This window comes from Peribacillus sp. NPDC096379 (genome assembly GCF_044762875.1).
Taxonomy (GTDB): domain Bacteria; phylum Bacillota; class Bacilli; order Bacillales; family DSM-1321; genus Peribacillus.
In genome coordinates this window covers 1725049-1743045 of the sequence record NZ_JBIWFD010000001.1, presented here as the reverse complement: position 1 = coordinate 1743045, position 17997 = coordinate 1725049, and the positions used below count along the sequence as shown (strand labels likewise).

The window sequence follows — 17997 nt, the reverse complement described above, 5'->3', positions numbered from 1 at the left end:
CAGGACTTTTACCCAGAAGTCATATATTTGGCAGGGGATTCAAGCGATAAATTGAGTGAATTTGCACCTATTGCTGAAGGGTACGAGATAGAAGGTATTTATATTTGTGAGAATTTTAGCTGAGATCAACCTGTCACAGAGTTTGATGAGGCCGTTCAATGATTAACTCTGTGATTTTCACCGGGCTTTTTGTTGCTTTTTATAGAGGAAAAGGCATATGATAAGGAGGGATTGCCTGAGCGGCAACTGAAATAAGATTTTAAATGAAAGAGGATTGTCATGATTACATTAAAAAGTGAACGCGAAATAGAAAAAATGCATGAAGCTGGTAAGTTATTAGCAGCTACTCATAAAGAAATTGCAAAAATGATTAAACCCGGCATTACACCTATGGATATTGAAAAATTTGTTGAAAAATTCCTAACTGATAATGGGGCTACACCTGAACAAAAAGGCTACCAAGGGTACCCGTATGCAACATGTGCTTCCGTAAATGATGAAGTCTGCCACGGTTTCCCTACAGATAAGCCATTAGAGAACGGGGATATCGTTACGATTGATATGGTTGTACGATTGAACGGTGGATTAGCTGACTCTGCTTGGACTTATGCAGTTGGTGAAGTAACTGAAGAAACACAGAAATTATTAGATGTGACAAAAACGGCTTTATATAAGGGTATTGAAGCGGCTGTAGTCGGCAACAGATTAGGGGATATCGGTCACGCTATTCAATCGTATGCTGAAGGTGAAAAGTTCTCTGTCGTACGTGATTTTACCGGTCATGGTATCGGAAAAACAATGCATGAAGAGCCGACTGTACTTCATTACGGGAAACCAGGTAAAGGAACTCGTTTAAAGGAAGGTATGACAATTACGATAGAACCAATGCTGAATGCTGGAACATGGCATTGTAAAATGGATAGCAACGGCTGGACAGCAAGAACAGCTGATGGTAAGCTATCCGCTCAATATGAACACACGATTGTCATTACAAAAGAAGGTCCATTTATTTTTACAAACCAAGATTAATGTGAAAAACGCGAAGGGATTATGACTTCGCGTTTTTATTTTTTGGTGGATGTGTCCATTAGGTTATTTATGTTAATTACGTTTAACGAATCCATCTTGTCAGAGCTTAGGTTTCATCTAAGGTTTTTACTCTAATCAGCTGATTTATGTCCATGTCTGATCGATTTATTTTGAAGATTATGATGATTGTCCAATCCGATATGATAAGGAAACATATTTTAGTAGAGGTGTTATTAGTGCCGAATACTTCAGATTATAGAGTTGGACAAGTTATCGTGGTGTTTATGCCTCAGTAAGCCTATCTACACGTAGGAATAAAAGAATAATTGGACTTCTAAAAGTGGCTATACAGCTCTAAGAAACACCTGTGATGTATCTGATCAAATTACTAAATGGCTGCCTGTTATTTATTAGCCAATAAGTCTAAGGCATATATGATGAGGTTCTGCCAATTAGCAAAAGGAGGGCTGATCCATGTATATGCTATATACAACGAGTAAGAGTCACGTCGATCCTGTGCTGGAATATCTAGGGATGGGAATACTTGTATATTCCAATTTCTTTGTATATCTAAAGGAACTTGATGATTATTCAGAAAGCGATTTTCCACATGATGCAATAATTAAGAGCTGAATGTAAGCAAAACTTATCACTAATCCTGCAGTAGAACTAAAGAAAAAGGTTCTGAAGTTAATCATGTAAATAATGTGTATCGAACAATCGCATATAGAAAGAAATGGTTGTCCTAAAATCAATAAGTCAGACTATTAAGCTCTAATAAATAGTTTTCATTCAAGTGTATGTAACACAATTTACTATTTATTAAGAGCAAAGTCAGATTTGTGTTTGGGACAGCCTCTATTCATGTTTATTTTTAAAAGATGATTGATGAATCTCGATGTGAAATGACACAAAATGAAATGAGTGCATGCTGCAAGTATTGAATATCTGACAGGTAATAAGCAGACTTATCAATTAAACGGCTGTCCATTTATGGCAGCCGTTTAATTGATAAGGGATAAAAAATGTTAGCTGACTGTTACTAAGTACAATTATATTTAAGGGGATAGATGTTTCTACTTTTAAAAATCAATAGAGGAACTTGGAGGCGTTTCAATTTGATTTTCTTTCTTCTACTATCATTCGCAATCCACGCCTTGGCCTGAGTGTAATAGTAGGGAAAGGGATTACTTCATGATGGTCTGGCGCAAGCTTTATTCGGTATCGTTGGGCAATGCATACTAGGACAAGTACCGCTTCCATTAAGGCAAAATGATTCCCAATACAAACTCGCGGACCTCCTCCAAAGGGAAAGTAGGCGTATGACGGGATTGTTTTTAAAAAGTTGTTTTCAAATCGCTCAGGAATAAAAGAATCTGGATTATCAAAATACTCTGGTTTGCGGTGCATCACATACTGACTTACCATAATCATATCACCTTTTTTAAAATGATAACCTCCTATCACTACATCCTCGTCTACTTCTCGTTCGATAATAAAAGAAGGTGGGTAAACACGTAGAGATTCCCAGATAATATTTTGTGCATATGTTAATTTTTTAAAATCGTCAGGTGTTGGGGGGCGGTTGCCGATCACGGTATCTATTTCATCAAAGAGTTTCTTTTCCACTTCAGGATGTTGAGAAAGTAAATATAAGGTCCAGGATAGCGCGTTTGCAGTCGTTTCATGACCAGCAAGGAAGGTGGTCATTAATTCATCACGTACTTGCTTGTTTGTCATACCTAATCTATTTTCATCATCTTTGGCATCTAAAAGAATATTGAGCATATCATCATGGCTCTCGGAATCTTCCCTGCGATTTTCTATCATGTTATAAATTACTTCGTCGAGTTGTTGAATCACTTTTTTATATTGACGGTTATTTTTCGTTGGAAACCATAATGGTAGTTGAAAAATTGGCCTCATCCTTTTGACGGCCATTTTGATTACTGTTTCAACTGATTTACCAAGAAGTTCATATCCTTGTTTAAAATTCATACTGAACATCGTCTTACAAATGATTCCGAGAGTGATGCTCATCATATCCTGCGTAATCATTCGTTCTTCCCCATTTTTCCAAGTTGAAAGATAGTCTGTCGTAATATCAATCATATTTTGGCCATAATTAGTAATATGTGACTTTCTAAAAGCGGGTTGAATAAGTTTTCTTTGACTCATATGAAATTCTTTTTCACTCGTGAAAAGGCCCTTGCCCAAAATGTCTTCTAAAGAATGCATGGCCTTTGATTTTATGAAGAATTTTTGTTTTGTTACAAGTGCTTCCTTTATTAAATCCGGATTGGATATCAGATATGCATTCTGAAAAGGTCCGAACCGAAATTTTGCAACGTCTCCATATTCGTTTGCTAAATGAGTAAAATAGGCAAGCGGGTCAGCTTGAAAATCCTTTGTATGACCAGTAAATAGTCTTCCTTTTGGTCCTTGTGGAATATTAGGTGAAACATTTGAATCAGCCAATTGAGTGTTTCCTCCTTTTGTGAAATACTCCTATTATGCTATGACAATTATGTATATAAGCTTGGACTAAGTTTGAAAATAGAGATCAAATTAAATAAAATGCCTATTTCCTCAAGTAAATAATAAAAAGGATGCCTAATAGAGACAAAGTCTGAACAAGGCATCCTTTTTTCATTTTATTTATTCTAAAAAAATGAAGAAGTGTCAAAGGTATTGTAAAGAGTTGAAGGGTAGGAGCAGATGAAACCAAATACCTCATTTTATAGGTTTTGAAAATGCTGTTGAATATAAAAGTTTACTTCATCAGGAACTTCGATTTGGATGAAATGCCCTACATGTTGAATAATATAAACGTTTGCATGTGGTAGACCTTCATTCTGAAGTTTGTAGGCAAACTCATTAGGGATATACGGATCATTTTCTCCCCAAATGATGGTGACTGGTATTTTGATATGATTGAGTTTTTCATTGTACGTTTTTACTTTGTCTAAATTTCCCGAACGGTATAAATCTAAGATTACTCTGCTTGATTCAGGTGTTCGAAAGACACGATAGAAGTCTTCCACAGTTTCGTCTGGTATGTTCGGAATGGTCTTTTTCATTTCATTTTGAAAATGTAAACGATTAGCCATCAGTTCCATTACTTTTTCTCCGGTCCTAGGTGTTCGCCAAATCTGTGCAAGCGAGTGCCATTTATACTCCTCTGATAATGTAGTATTGGAAACAAACAGACTTAGAATATTCTCTGGATGATCACATGCCCATTTCAAACCAATTAGACCTCCCCAATCATGTACAATTAAATGGAATTTGTCCAAATTTAATTTAGTTGTGAAATCCGAAACAAACTGTTCAAACCGCTCCCATGTTGAGGGTTCATCAAATGGGTCACTGTCACCGAATCCTGGGAGATCCGGTGCAATGGTTCTATATCCACAAGACACAATACATGGGAACATTTCCCCCCATACTAGGCTTGATTCAGGCACCCCATGCAATAGAAGAACAGGTGGGTCATTAACGTTCCCCCTCTCAATATACGATACTTTTTTGCCATGTAAAAATAGACTTTGCTTATCCAACCTTCATCCCCTCCAAAAATACTGTATTGTATTAGTTCTATAGGTGATAAAATAGGTTCACAAACAGTAAATAACTTCAAAATCAACAAATTATAAATCTCCCTGATTGAAAGTGAATACTATCGAGCTCCTACTTTTATTTTTATGTTAAAATGCAATTAACTGCTTGTAGTATTTAATAAATTTTTAATAGGAAAGTATTGAAAAGCACATATCTTGATACATATTGACTTTGAAACGTATTAGGCATATGCGAGGTAAGAAAACCCTATTTACGTGCTATTTACCAGTAAATGTAGGATAATAGATTACAAGAACCGAACGAGTATTCCAATAAATTAAGGGGGCTTTGCCATGAAAAAAAGTGATACTACTACTGTAACACTGGAAACAGTTGGTTTAAGTCAACGTGAGTTTTTAACGATGTATTTGCTGCAAACGCTATCCAACCATTCAAATTACCCACGTGCGATTCATCAGGAACTGCAAAAGCTATTTACAGGTAAAATTCATAGCTATGATTATTTATGTAAAACATGCAAACAACTTGTAGGTTCCGGTCATTTAAAGTTTCACACAGTAAAAGGAAGGCATTATTATCAAAATACGGAAAAGGGTAATGAGCTTTATAAATGGTATCAAGATAATTTCTCAGAACGATTTCGTGAAGTGAAGCATGTGATTGATCGTTTCATGTTTGATTTGAAGGGGTCAGGGGAAAACCCACCTGTGATCCATGAACTTCCTGAAGAGTATCGCTCTTATTTTTCAAAAATCATTTCCGTCAAGGATTTGGTTCGCTATGTTACTTTAAAAGCGGCTTTTACAAAAAGACCGATTTATATGGGCGAGATCGGTGATTTATTGAAAATCAAATACGGCTGGATTGCTAGTAATGGCTATTTGTACGATCTTTCTCATGAAATGGAGGAAGGCGGACTAATGGTTGGTCGATGGGAAAGCGAAAAGCGGACAAAGCGTTATTTGAGAATAACAGATGAGGGACAGCATCACTACAAACAAATTGCTGATTCTGCTGCTTATCAAGTTCAAGAAGTTCAGAAATATTTAGGAAGTGTTCTCTCTTTTTTAGAACGAGAAAGTACGAATATGAGAGGCTAATCAAGTGAAAATCAAATATGAAAATTTAGATGGCGTTATGAATACGAAATCTGTTAAAGAATTGCTTCAATGGAGTAAAGAACGACGCGCGAAGAAGAAGGATTTGAACACATTAATACCTCAAGCAAACAACAAACAAATAACAGAGCTTAAAAGTAATCGAAGCAAACCTAGTATCACTTGGATTGGACATTCAACGTTTCTGCTTCAATTAGGTGGGGTGAATATCTTAACAGATCCTGTTTGGGCAAAATGGCAAGGTACACAGAAGCGAATGACAGAGCCTGGCCTTTCTTTTGACCAGTTACCGGACATTGATATCGTGATTATTTCACATAGTCATTATGATCATCTTGATTTCGGAACAATTCGTCGATTGCCAGGAAATCCGATTTATTACGTTCCTTATGGTCTGAAGCAGCTTTTTTTGAAAAAAGGGTATAAGAATATCATTGAGGCGAATTGGTGGGACTCGTTCCAGTACCAAAATCTGAAACTTAGTTTCGTTCCTGCGCAGCATTGGACACGTCGCAGTCTATTCGATACAAATTCATCACATTGGGGCGGGTGGATTATTGAAGCAATCGAAGCGGATCATTCTATCTATTTTGTAGGAGATACTGGTTATTTCCGTGGATTTAATGAAATCGCTAAACGATTTAAATTTAATCTCAAGCATATATTAATGCCAATCGGGGCATACGAACCTGAATGGTTTATGAAAGATTCTCATATTAATCCGGAAGAGGCAGTGAAAGCTTTTCAGGAACTGGGAGGAACTACCTTTATTCCGATGCACTATGGTACTTACCGTCTTGCTGATGATACAGGTCCAGAAGCTTTGGATCGTTTACAGCGGGAATGGAGAAAACAAGGGCTACCGGAAAAACAATTACAAGTATTGGATATTGGTGGAACACTTTGGTTGGAAGATTAATCAAAATGCACGGATTTTACTTAGGTGGATGGAAAAAACATCAATACAATGCAATGCGCTAACGTGAGGCAAAGTATAATAAAGGAGAGGAAATACCGTTGTCATTTTTTCAAACTGAAGAACAAAAAACATATATTGAACAGTTAGGCTCAGCGATTTCGGACTTTGCTTCGCGTGCAGGAACGTTAGATGAAACGAGAGGATTTCCTTTTGAAAATATCCAGAAATTAAAAGATTTTGGTTACACCAAGCTAACATTAGGGAAAGAATATGGAGGTCTTGGAGGATCGCTATACGATTTTATTTTGGCACAGGAGCGGATCGCGACGGAATGTGGACCTACTGCGCTTTCTATTGGCTGGCATGTTGGAACGGTTCTTAGCTTAATGGAAAAAAAGTCTTGGAATGAAGTCGTAATGGATGAATTTTTAAAAGAAATTGGTAATGGAGCATTGGTAAATACCGCAGCAACTGAACCAAAAACGGGAAGCCCAACGCGAGGAGGGAGACCTGAAACAACCGCTGTAAAAGATGGGGATAGCTGGATTATTACGGGGAGAAAAACGTTTACGACATTATCACCTGTACTTGATATTTTTCTTGTTACCGCTTGGGTTCCTTCAGAGGAATGTGTGGGAACGTTTCTCATCCAGCGAAATCTTACAGGTGTTCGAATTGAAGAGACATGGGATATGATTTCCATGCAAGGAACCGGTAGCCATGATTTAATCCTTGAACATGTGAAAATTCCTGACCGTTATTTTGTTGAACATAAGCAAACAGCCAATAAACCTGGAACCGGTTGGATGTTACATATTCCAGCATGTTACATAGGCATTGCAACTGCAGCAAGAAACTATGCAGTACAATTTGCCAAAACTTATGCTCCTAATAGTATAAGTGGACCAATCAGAGACTTACCCAACGTACAGCGCACGATCGGTGAAATTGAATTGGAATTAACAGAAGCTCGTCATTTTCTTTACTCAGTAACGAATAAATGGCAAACACAACCGGAAAATAGAGAAACGCTAGCAACTGACTTAGCAGCTGTAAAAGTATCTGTAACTAACAAAGCAATTCGAATTGTCGATCTAGCCATGCGTGTTGTAGGAGCACGCAGCTTACAAAGAACGAATCCGCTGCAACGCTATTATCGCGACGTTCGGGCCGGTCTGCATAACCCGCCAATGGAAGATATGGCAATAATCACATTAGCCAAACAGGCATTGTTTGATAAATAAAGTTAAAAAGTCTGTATAAGAGAAATAATTCCTTTATGCAGACTTTTTTTGATAAATGCTTTTTTAGTGGGTTATGGATAATAAATCGTATTAATTACGTTTTACGTAAAAAATACATGTAGTAGTTACTTAAGCAGACTCAAAGATATGTATCATTGAACGAACATGAAATTTCGATAATGTAATTCAAATTCTGATTTAATGATCGGGAATTATGAACAATATATAAATTGATTCAAATTTAATCACAAAGTATTATGATCACTAAGAAAGAATTATATTAAATAAGAGTTCAACTTTTTTTCAATTGTACGGTTAATTTATTTTGCAATTGTATTAAATGACTTCGATTCATTAGTAATAAAAATGACGCAATACAAAAAGTAATTAATAATCTTAATGAGGAATAATTTAAAACAAATTCATTGTAACTTATAGTAAAAATTCTTCTTTCGTCTCATTTCATTAAGTATTCTTAGTATATGAGACGAAATACAAAAAAATAAAATGACTTCCTATAATATATATTATGTAAACTAGAATAAAACATAATAGTATTAAGTGGTCGCAGTCTCAAGTTCCCATAAGATTCATTATAGTCCCCTAACTAGGCTCAAGTTGACTATAATATTCAAAGCTGATTCTGATAACACTTAGGTTTCTTCCTATAATTCGGTTTGTTCTCATAATAAATGGTTTCGAGCATAATTTCTTGGGTTGGACCGAATAATTCCCAAGAGGTTTGATAATTATGGATTACGTTCAAGCTTCGGATGATTATCTTATGTATTTACAAGTTGATAAAAATTATTCTGTGAACACCTTAACCAGTTACGCGTTCGATTTAAAGCTCTACGGTGACTTTTTAACTGCTAACGACCGATCATTGGACTTAGATGAACTCACATCGTCTAGTGTGCGTCGGTTTGTGCAAGATCAGGTCCATTTATCATAATATTAAGCCAAGGACGCTACAACGCCGTATTTCGTGTTTAAAATCATTTAGTAAATATTGTTTGAAGGAAAACTACATGAAGTCTGATTTCACAGCAGGAATCTAAGCACCTAAAGCTGATAAGAAATTACCTAAATATATGATCTTACAGGAGCTTCACAAATTATTTACTTATTTAGAACATGACCTGCGACCGCAGAGAATTAGAAATGAATTAATGATTAAATTATTAGCAACAACACTGGTATGAGACATCAAGAATTAGTGGATTTAACATGGGAGCAAATTAATTTAAATAACCAAACAATTTTAGTTCGAGGAAAAGGAAAAAAACGTCTCCTTCCCCTCCATCCAATAGTTTTACCGTTATTTCATATTTATAAGGAAACTCTTTTAGAACAGCAAAAACATTATAGTGAACCGATCTTTTATAATCAAAAAAATAAGCCTTTAAATCCTCGTGGTTTGCACAAAATATTTAAAGAGATATTAAATCGAGCTGGTCTACCCGCTCACCGATTTTCTCTGCATCATTTGAGGCATACGTTTGCTACCTTACTGTTACAAGAAAATAAAGGTAAAGTGGATATGAGAACCTTACAAGAGTTATTAAGAAATGAAAGCCTTGCTATAACTAGTATATATACTCATATCGATTTTGAACAAAAGAAAAAAGCGATAAATAGTTTATAAGTTAATTTTAAAATTAGAATAAGAAAAGCGGCAGAAATTAATCTCCGCTTTTAAAACGATTGGTTAATGGTAACCAATCTCTTCTGTTTTATTAATAAATGTAGTCGGTAATCAATTAATTGCCAAAAGCTTAATTTACCAAACTATCTCTAAAAAATGAGAGATTAGGAATCAAATTGTATTGGGGCTAGGTTTTGCCCTTGCCTTAGTAAAATTATTTATGGGATACATGTTATTTATGGGTAAAGGTAAAATTTGTATTCTACCGATATTTATTTTGGAATATTCAGAATTAAAAGATATACTTTTTGTTTAGTTACTTTATATCTAATAACATTTACAACGTTCGTGTTTTTCCTGAATTATGTTGTGTTCCGCTGGTGGAGGAATCGCATTTTTGATATATAAATACGAATATTATTATTATATATTGTGAATTTAATTCGTTATTTGTCTTTTGAAGCTATGTTAAACAATCAAATAAAATCATTCATTTCAAGCAAACTTAACAATATTAATATTAATTAGGGAAACCTGGTTGTAATCACACAGTAATTTAACTATATTCTAAAATCTATTCATAAAAAATCAGTGATTTACTGCTATTTCTTATGACGCTAACATTCCTCGTTTCAAATTAAGATTTAACTACTTGAATTCACGGAAAAGACAAAAAGGAACGGTTATTGCCGCTCCATTCGAACTTTGTACCAATTTTGAAAGTTTACAGAGATTCTTTTTTAGCCAGTTTAAGTCCCTTATGTAATTCGTTTTGTAGAAGTAATAACCTATAATACAGTTATTGAATTTGAACATTTCACACCAATATCTAGATTTATGTTTCTGGAAAGTTGCTTAGGACCAATTTTTCTCTATGTAATACGGTTACTTCGAGAGTAATCGTAGCCAATGCTCATTTTCATTTGGACAGTGAATATGATATTACTTACAACGCAAGGGCGTTTATTTGGACTTCTTGGTTGTGATGGTTTTTGATTTATTTTCATTGATAAGAATACATCTTTTCGCTTTGTTGGTATAGCTTCTTCTTCTTCATCCTTTTGGCAGCTAGATCTATAAGGACAGCTGCCCTTTAATTTGAGAACAATACTTTACCATAGGTCGTGTAGAAGAATTACCTTCAATTATTCTCCTTTTCCTTGAGCAGTATAATTACAATGAACCAATTTTTGTCGTCGCAATTGCACCTATGTTATTGGCAAAATGAACATATTCCTTTAATTGGCTATCGTCCACTGGTACTCCCTCTTTGTGAAAACGAGATAAAATAGCTGCAAAAAAAGCGTCTCCCGCACCAGTTGTATCTACAGCCTTAACTTTGATTCCTGGAACATCCATTATGTTTCCATCATGTAAAACACATGCTCCCGCTTCCCCCATTGTAATGAACAGAAACGGAATGTTCAGGCTAGACATGTTAACTAGACTTTCCTCCATTGTGTTTGCTTTTGTCAGAAACAGCAATTCATCTTCCGTCACCTTCACAAGATCAGCTCGTTTCATAAAAGAAGAGACCCGCTCCCTGCATTCTTCTTCACTTTCCCAACGCTTTAAGCGAATGTTTGCATCAAACGCCACCAGCATGTGATATTCCTCTGCATATGCTAACGCCTGTTCTGTCGTTTTTCGTGCTTTATCATTGAAAAGTGTCCCAGAGCTAAAATAAAAGATTTTCCCAGCATGAAAAAGTTCTTGCTCTAATTCATCAACGTTTAACCATTGATCCGGAGTCTCGTTCACATATTTATGAAAATATCTGTCACCATCCTCATTAAGATGTATGTACACACTACATACCTTTTTCTCAAGGGAAGAAACACAATAGTCAATATTGATGCTTTCCTTTTTCAGTGCCTTTGCGACAAACAAGCTGTTTGCATCTGTCCCTAATTTACATAAATAATAAGAAGGAATGCCAAATCTACTTGCCCTCACTGCAACATTCACTGTTGCCCCACCTAAAAACTGTTGATACCTTGTATTTGTCTGATCAGCGGAAATAAGATCAACAAATGCCTCACCTAAAGAAATGATTCCTTCTTTGCTCAAACTACTAGTCCCACCTTTTAAACATTCTATAAATTCGATGATTATCATTCTACCAGCATTTTTAAAATTCTTCATTATAATTCTGTATCAATATCGGCACACCTATTGTAAGCGAATTTTACTGACCTATAAAACGAGTGTCTATGAAAGGGTCATAGGCATTCTTCAGAGTTATAAATGCACCCTCACTATAGTAGCAAATAGTATAAAATAAAAAAAGCTATTCACACGTATCAGGTGAGTAGCTAAATTCTTTTTCTAAAACATTCATTGATCATAGATGTTCTAGATAATTTTTCAATCGCAGGAATATCTGCCGTTGCCCAATCCAATGATTTCAACTCATCTGGTGACAACCATTTACTACATGGGCAAAAAGCTTTCTCCAGCTGTTCCATTACGCCAACGGTAAACCAAATAATAAACCCTAATAAAATTGAATGAATCGGTTATAGACAGCTCGCGCTTTTTTTGCTTCATTCGTACTATGAATAATCGCACGGCCATCCTTAAAGAAAACGATTCGATAATCCTCAAATTTACATGATAGCAAATAACGGTTTAATACAGGATTAGTAACGTGATTTTCCAACCTCTCCAACAAGTGAGGAAGGGAATAAGTTTTCGGCTTCAGTCCTGGTCGAAGCTGGACGGCATCTCTTCCACATAATACCTCTGTTTTCATTTGGTTTTCAAACAGTAAAAAAGGATAGGATGGATGTTCTCCACATGTTGGACAAAGTTTATTTTTTAACTGAGTCACATTGATCTCCGCTTTTTCATTTTTCCAAATATCCATTGATTGAAGCATCGGAGAAAGTGTTTCACCTGAAAGAATCTGTAAAACTTGTGTAACTTGTAATGCCGCAGTAATTTGAACGATCGGACTTATCACGCCAACGGTATCACATGTCATCCCATCCATTGGCAAATGATTTAACAAACAGTGTAAACAAGGAGTTTCTCCCGGAATAATTGGATATGTAAGTCCATAACTTCCAACACATGCTCCAAATAGAAATGGAATTCCATGTTTCACAGCTGCATCATTCACAATTAAACTAGTTTCAAAATTATCAGTAGCGTCCACAATCACTGAATGATCTTTAATCAATTCTTCAATATTCAGTCCGTTTACATCCTCTATGAAACTATTAATAATATTTTCGCTGTTGATTTGTTCAAGTCTTGTTTTGGCAGCAACGGCTTTTGGTAATTGATTTCTTACGTCTTCTTCCGTATATAATTGCTGCCTTTGTAGATTGCTCAGCTCGACATAATCTCGATCGACTATCGTCAGACGCCCGATTCCAGCTCTTACTAACATTTCAGCACTTGCAGATCCAAGAGCTCCAGCACCAATGATGATTACACTCGCCTCTTTTATTTTGGCTTGTGCCTTACTACCTAAAAATAACTCCTGTCTTGAATACCGATTCGTCAAGATGTCACCATCCCAGTTGTTGGACTGCTCGCTACCGCATACTCTTTTTCTTCTATTCTTCCAGCTTCGAATCCTAATCTACCAGCTTCTATTGCCAGCTTCATTGCCTGAGCCATTTTAACAGGATCTTTCGCACCTGAAACAGCTGTATTTAGTAACACTCCATCCGCACCAAGCTCCATCGCAAATGCTACATCTTTAGGAGAACCAATACCCGCATCTATGATCACCGGAACCTGCGACTGTTCAATAATAAACTTTAAGTTAAGTGGGTTGATAATTCCCTTACCAGAACCAATCGGTGATGCACCTGGCATAACAGCGTGTACCCCAAGTTCTTCAAGACGTCTTGCTAACACAACATCATCGGATGTATAAGGCAAAACAATAAATCCTTCTGCCAATAACATTTCAGAGGCTTTTAATGTTTCAACAGGATCTGGTAAAAGTGTTCGATCATCTCCAATTACTTCTACTTTAATCATGTCGCATAATCCAGAAGCTTTTGCCAGCTTCGCAATCCGCACCGCCTCTTCAGCTGTTTTCGCACCAGCCGTATTAGGAAGAAGTGTATATTTAGACAAATCTAGTTGTTCAAGAAAATTGGGTTGCTCCTCTGAAAAAATATTCATTCTTCTAACAGCGAAGGTTAAAATTTCTGCTTCCGATACTTCTACCGCCTTTTTTTGAATATCAAATGATGGGTATTTACCAGTTCCTAATAATAGGCTTGATTGAAACGTACGATCGGCAATTTTTAACATGTTTCATCCTCCTCCTACAAAATGAATAATTTCAACGACATCCCCATGTGAGAGACTCATTGTTTTATAATTTTCTTTCATGACAATTTCCTTGTTGACCTCAACTACTACAATGCGGTTTTCTAAATGATAGTTAGAAAGTAATTGTTCAACCGTATTGACTCCCTCTTGCAGGTCAACGCTATTTCCATTTAATGTAATTGACATTTTTTTCACCTACTTAACAGCAATGGCTGGCGGCGATCGATTTTAAAGGCCTCCACCCATTCGTTTTTTATTTGTCTTTTAAGTATCAAATCACGAATCATTTGTCCCGTTGCAGGAGCAAGTAGAATTCCATTTCGATAATGCCCTGTAGCAAATAAAATCCCTTCTTCTTCAGGATGATGCCCGATGAATGGCTTTTGATCAAATGTTTGCGGACGCAATCCAGCCCAACAAGAATCCATTTTCATATCTGCAACAGTCGGAAGCATCGTTTTTGCCTTCGCAATTAAAGTGTCAATCCCACTGAGACTAACTCTTTCATTCCAGTCATTCTCAATCATAGTAGCTCCAATCACAAGCCTTCCGTTATTTCTCGGCACAATATAATAGTGATCATGAAAGATTGTATATTTTAAAGTCGCTTTTTCATCTATTACAGAAAGGCATTCCCCTTTTACAGGAGTCAATTGATGGTCTAACCCAAGCTGTTTAAAAAATGTTGTACTCCAAACCCCGCTGGCAACCACAACATGCTTAGCTTCCACATGACTTGTTGCCGTTTGAATCAAGAAGCTATTATCTTTCTTTTGGATATCTAGTACAGGGGAAAATTCGAACAGAGAAGCCCCAAGTATTTGGGCACTTTTGGCAAATGCCTGACAAACAGCGATTGGCATAACATTGACATCGTCTTCCATGTAGGCTGCTCCTAATAGATTGGAAGAAACATCAGGTTCCCTCTCCTGTACAGACTCTTTATCGAGCCATTTTACAGTCGGTTGAGATAAGATGGACCGAAGCCCATTTCTATCAGATTCATTGTAAGCAAGCTTTAAAATCCCTCCTTTTCTGTACCCTATATCGAAACCGCTCAAATGATTTAATTCTTCTTTAAGTTGGGAATAGGCATGCTGACTGCTTCTTGCAAAAGGGAAAAATACTTCAAAATCCCCGTCACATTCAGAGTGAGCTCCAAGCATACCACCCGCAGCACTTGTCGATTTCGAACCTATTTGATTGCCTTCAAACAATGCAACATTCATCTTTTCCTTTGCTAAATAATAAGCAATTGAGCAACCAATTATTCCGCCGCCAATTATGGCTACTTCAAATTTTTGATTCATGATTTATCGCCTCATAATACTGTTTTGTTGAAGAGACTGTTTTTTCTGCGGAAAAAATCCCTGACATCACCGCTATGCCATCTACTTTCACTTGTTGTAAAGTATCTATTTTATTCAATGTAATACCACCAATAGCATAAACAGGGATCCTTAGCTCCTCTTTCATTTCGAGAATAGGCTGAATGCCATTTGGAGTCTTTCCTTTTTTACTATTGGTCTCAAAACAATGACCATATAAAACATAGTCCGCGCCATCTCTTTCCGCTTTCTTTGCTCCCTCATAAGAATGAACAGAGCGTCCAACCCTTATATGAGGAAAATTTTGTTTAACCATTTTTACAGGAAGACCTTTTTCTGGTAAATGAACACTTGGGATACCCATTAACAAAGCAATATCCAAACGGTCATTTAGGATGATTTTATCTTTTTCAACACCACCATCCTCTATATATTGGAGCAAGGTAATGATTTCTTGAGCTGTTTTTGTTTTTTCCCGTATTTGGACCATATCGATCTTATCCTTTATCCCAATGATCTTAGATGCCAGATCACGAACTGATTGCATATCATCTGTTACAACCATTAGCTTCACCTTTATCTCTCCTTAAATCCAATTAAAAAGCCGTTAGAACACCTTCTTCTAAAATCATATGGTATCAATCCTATTCAGCATTTTTTGTTCATAAAAAAACCACTCTTCTAAATAGAAAAGTGGTTTGGTTTGAAATTTGTTCACATGCAAACAAGTACAAACATTCGCTACTTTCCTACGCAGGTTCTAACCTGTTCAGGTTTTGAGGGTTTAAAAAGTAACTACTTTCTTCTCAGCCCTTATCAAGGGATCCCCTAGCAATTTAACAATTTGATTTATTTGATTATTCTGATTCTAAATGTAATTCTAATACAATAATTAGAATGTTTCAAGTGAATTTCATTCTATTTTAATCCAGTTTTAAATAATAATGAATTTTTTGCATTATTTCCTCCCTCCCGCTTTTCGTTACATCATTTGCGTCATACCTTTGCGACGCTGATGTTGCAAGAAAATAAAAAGAACGTTGATTTACAAACGCTTCAAGAGCTACTAGGACATGAAAGGATTACATCAATGGAATCAATAAAGAAAAGCGAATCAAAGTAACATGCTCTAGTTCTGCCCCATTGTATTTGACTTTGTGCTCTAAATAATAAAAAGACCCCCAACCAAATTGGTTGAGAGCAAAATAGAGCGTACCCTTGTCTCTCCTAGCTAAGCAAAATCCCTTTTAACCAGGTACGGGGACGGTATGGACCTACCGGGATTTGAATCAAGCTGGTTTTTCCTTTCGGTTCGATTTCATAAAGTTCATCACATTGCTTCGCTTCAAATCCTAATAGTGGATGGCCTCCCATCCCTAAAGCACACGACATCAAGAGCAGTCGTTGTACGAGAATACCCACTTCCATCTGTTGAATGCGATATCCTCTATATCCCAATTTCTCTTTGAGGTGATTCTTGTCTCCAACGACATGCATACAGAGCGGAACTTGATACAGATTTACATTAGGCATTGTTAATCCTAATTGTAAAAACTCTCGGTAATCTCCTTGGTTTATTTCTCGAAGTGCATGAGTGTTAATGTCATAAGAATATGCACCATTTGGAACTCCCTCTACATTATATAAACTGCCATACAAAGAAACACGAGCACAGACATTCCCTTGTGTGTCGTCTAGGTCATTCTGATACGTGAAGGAACATGTCTCTTTTAACAAAGTGGCTAGTTGTGTTTGACTTACTTTTCCCATCATAAAATCGCTATCAGGAGAATATCGCTTCCTGCAAATCGTTGCGAGATCGTACGAAAAGTATTCCATAACTGGTAGTAAAATCATCTCCGTATCTAAGGAAGGTTTCACACTATTATTTTTCTTTATCTTTACAAATGACTGCGTTGTTTCAAACATGGATGCTTCGTTAAGTTTTTTCAGCATCGGATAATCGACAGTCTTCTTTGAACGGTTATAAGAAACATGCTTCAACAATGGCACTTCCCGGCACAATTCTGTAGCAGAAACAATTTCTTCTCTATTATGATTGTTGCCAATACCATGGATGGATGGATTAATAGATAATGGGATAACCGCATATACACTTTCATCCTGTTCGGATAGCCCAAGCAAATGATTAATAGACCGATCAAGAAATTGGTAGCAGACCTTTGAAGAGAAACCCATCTGATTGGCTACTTCTAACGATTGCCCAATTAACACACCTGCATCTAACCCTTGCAGCCTGTAGGAAAAATTATTGTATTTATAGAAATTTTTCCAAAAAATTGTTGAGACAAAAACGGTGCAGAAACAGTCAGAAATAGGATAGCTATTTCCAAGACTTTTGGATAAGTAGACATCGTAATTTCCTTCTCGCACTAAAACGAGGCGATGATGTGCCACATCGTAATGGTAAATTCCTGTTGGAGATTCCGCAAGCTTTATATAAACATATAATTCATTGGGATATAACGCCCCTCCAGAAGGAACAAATCTCCGTACTGACTGGGCAAAGCTCACAGCTTTTTCCTTGCTTCCCTCGTTTAAAGCGAATTGAGAGTACTGAGTAAGACCGTAAACATACCATAAGAAATGACCAAGCTCCACCAAACTGGGTTTTAGATCAGCTTCTCTTCTTTGAAGTGCTAACGGTACATCTGCGTTAAGAGGAATCTCTGGTAAGCCGCGGTACAGTTTATAGGGAAGTGGTGCGTCTTCCCAGTCCACCTGCCAATCAGGTGGAGTGATTTTATCCGTGTCAAAATGTAGATGATGTAGAAATGTTTCTAGCTCCAAATCTTTTGTCCTCCTACGC

18 protein-coding genes, 1 pseudogene and 1 riboswitch are annotated in these 17997 nt (G+C 36.5%); of the genes and pseudogenes, 9 read left to right on the top strand and 10 right to left on the bottom strand.

Annotation, left to right across the window (positions count from 1 at the left end; genetic code table 11):
- Positions 1-279 precede the first annotated feature (279 nt).
- The 3 genes from map (at position 280) to ACIQZI_RS08245 (ending at position 1662) form a co-directional block, all read left to right on the top strand.
- Positions 280-1029, top strand: a complete 750-nt coding sequence (gene map / locus ACIQZI_RS08255; protein WP_403071499.1) for a type I methionyl aminopeptidase — start codon at positions 280-282, stop codon at positions 1027-1029.
- Positions 1030-1181: 152 nt separating this feature from the next.
- Positions 1182-1325, top strand: coding sequence for a hypothetical protein (locus ACIQZI_RS08250; protein WP_403071496.1), 144 nt, complete (start codon positions 1182-1184; stop codon positions 1323-1325).
- 178 nt (positions 1326-1503) lie between these two features.
- Positions 1504-1662 carry a hypothetical protein gene (locus tag ACIQZI_RS08245; protein ID WP_403071493.1) on the top strand — a complete coding sequence of 53 codons (159 nt, stop codon included), beginning with the start codon at positions 1504-1506 and terminating at the stop codon, positions 1660-1662.
- 480 nt (positions 1663-2142) lie between these two features.
- Here the strand turns inward: ACIQZI_RS08245 and ACIQZI_RS08240 are convergent, their stop codons facing one another.
- Complete coding sequence (locus tag ACIQZI_RS08240) at positions 2143-3507, bottom strand: cytochrome P450 (RefSeq protein ID WP_403071490.1); 1365 nt, start codon at positions 3505-3507, stop codon at positions 2143-2145.
- A 260-nt stretch (positions 3508-3767) separates the two neighbouring features.
- Positions 3768-4589: an alpha/beta fold hydrolase gene (locus tag ACIQZI_RS08235; protein ID WP_403071487.1), complete on the bottom strand. Its 822-nt coding sequence runs from the start codon at positions 4587-4589 to the stop codon at positions 3768-3770.
- Positions 4590-4943: 354 nt separating this feature from the next.
- Here ACIQZI_RS08235 and ACIQZI_RS08230 point away from each other — a divergent pair, with 354 nt between their 5' ends.
- The 5 genes from ACIQZI_RS08230 (at position 4944) to ACIQZI_RS08210 (ending at position 9540) form a co-directional block, all read left to right on the top strand.
- Positions 4944-5711: a helix-turn-helix transcriptional regulator gene (locus ACIQZI_RS08230; RefSeq protein WP_062179619.1), complete on the top strand. Its 768-nt coding sequence runs from the start codon at positions 4944-4946 to the stop codon at positions 5709-5711.
- 4 nt (positions 5712-5715) lie between these two features.
- A complete protein-coding gene (locus tag ACIQZI_RS08225) occupies positions 5716-6648 on the top strand; it encodes an MBL fold metallo-hydrolase (RefSeq protein ID WP_403071483.1) in 933 nt (310 codons plus the stop codon).
- Between the two features lie 92 nt (positions 6649-6740).
- A complete protein-coding gene (locus tag ACIQZI_RS08220) occupies positions 6741-7892 on the top strand; it encodes an acyl-CoA dehydrogenase family protein (RefSeq protein WP_403072169.1) in 1152 nt (383 codons plus the stop codon).
- 751 nt (positions 7893-8643) lie between these two features.
- A complete protein-coding gene (locus tag ACIQZI_RS08215) occupies positions 8644-8847 on the top strand; it encodes a site-specific integrase (protein WP_403071480.1) in 204 nt (67 codons plus the stop codon).
- Positions 8848-9093: 246 nt separating this feature from the next.
- On the top strand, positions 9094-9540 hold the full coding sequence (locus tag ACIQZI_RS08210) for a tyrosine-type recombinase/integrase (RefSeq protein ID WP_403071477.1): 447 nt from the start codon (positions 9094-9096) through the stop codon (positions 9538-9540).
- Between the two features lie 1173 nt (positions 9541-10713).
- Here ACIQZI_RS08210 and ACIQZI_RS08205 read toward each other — a convergent pair.
- The 7 genes from ACIQZI_RS08205 to ACIQZI_RS08175 all read right to left on the bottom strand — a co-directional run bounded on the left by ACIQZI_RS08205 (position 10714) and on the right by ACIQZI_RS08175 (position 15732).
- Positions 10714-11610 carry a carbohydrate kinase family protein gene (locus tag ACIQZI_RS08205; protein ID WP_403071474.1) on the bottom strand — a complete coding sequence of 299 codons (897 nt, stop codon included), beginning with the start codon at positions 11608-11610 and terminating at the stop codon, positions 10714-10716.
- Positions 11611-11855: 245 nt separating this feature from the next.
- Positions 11856-12008 (bottom strand): hypothetical protein, encoded by a 153-nt coding sequence (locus ACIQZI_RS08200; RefSeq protein ID WP_403071471.1) that lies wholly within the window; start codon positions 12006-12008, stop codon positions 11856-11858.
- 29 nt (positions 12009-12037) lie between these two features.
- Positions 12038-13054 carry a ThiF family adenylyltransferase gene (locus ACIQZI_RS08195; protein WP_403071468.1) on the bottom strand — a complete coding sequence of 339 codons (1017 nt, stop codon included), beginning with the start codon at positions 13052-13054 and terminating at the stop codon, positions 12038-12040.
- Positions 13051-13818, bottom strand: a complete 768-nt coding sequence (locus tag ACIQZI_RS08190) for a thiazole synthase (RefSeq protein ID WP_403071465.1) — start codon at positions 13816-13818, stop codon at positions 13051-13053. The genes ACIQZI_RS08195 and ACIQZI_RS08190 overlap by 4 nt, the downstream gene beginning before the upstream one ends.
- Positions 13819-13821: 3 nt before the next feature.
- Positions 13822-14025 (bottom strand): sulfur carrier protein ThiS, encoded by a 204-nt coding sequence (gene thiS / locus ACIQZI_RS08185; RefSeq protein WP_403071463.1) that lies wholly within the window; start codon positions 14023-14025, stop codon positions 13822-13824.
- Positions 14026-14030: 5 nt separating this feature from the next.
- The gene (gene thiO, locus ACIQZI_RS08180; protein ID WP_403071461.1) at positions 14031-15149 is read right to left on the bottom strand and encodes a glycine oxidase ThiO; all 1119 of its coding nucleotides are present in this window, start codon (positions 15147-15149) and stop codon (positions 14031-14033) included.
- Entirely contained in the window at positions 15133-15732 is a 600-nt protein-coding gene (locus tag ACIQZI_RS08175; protein WP_403072166.1) for a thiamine phosphate synthase, read from the bottom strand. The genes thiO and ACIQZI_RS08175 overlap by 17 nt, the downstream gene beginning before the upstream one ends.
- A gap of 164 nt (positions 15733-15896) precedes the next feature.
- A riboswitch (TPP riboswitch) is annotated at positions 15897-16007 on the bottom strand.
- Positions 16008-16131: 124 nt separating this feature from the next.
- Between ACIQZI_RS08175 and ACIQZI_RS08170 the strand changes: the two are divergent.
- Positions 16132-16290, top strand: a pseudogene (locus ACIQZI_RS08170) (tyrosine-type recombinase/integrase); the annotation flags it as partial.
- Between the two features lie 104 nt (positions 16291-16394).
- On the opposite strand, the gene ACIQZI_RS08165 reads toward ACIQZI_RS08170, so the two are convergent.
- Complete coding sequence (locus ACIQZI_RS08165; RefSeq protein WP_403071458.1) at positions 16395-17978, bottom strand: SagB family peptide dehydrogenase; 1584 nt, start codon at positions 17976-17978, stop codon at positions 16395-16397.
- Positions 17979-17997: the final 19 nt, after the last annotated feature.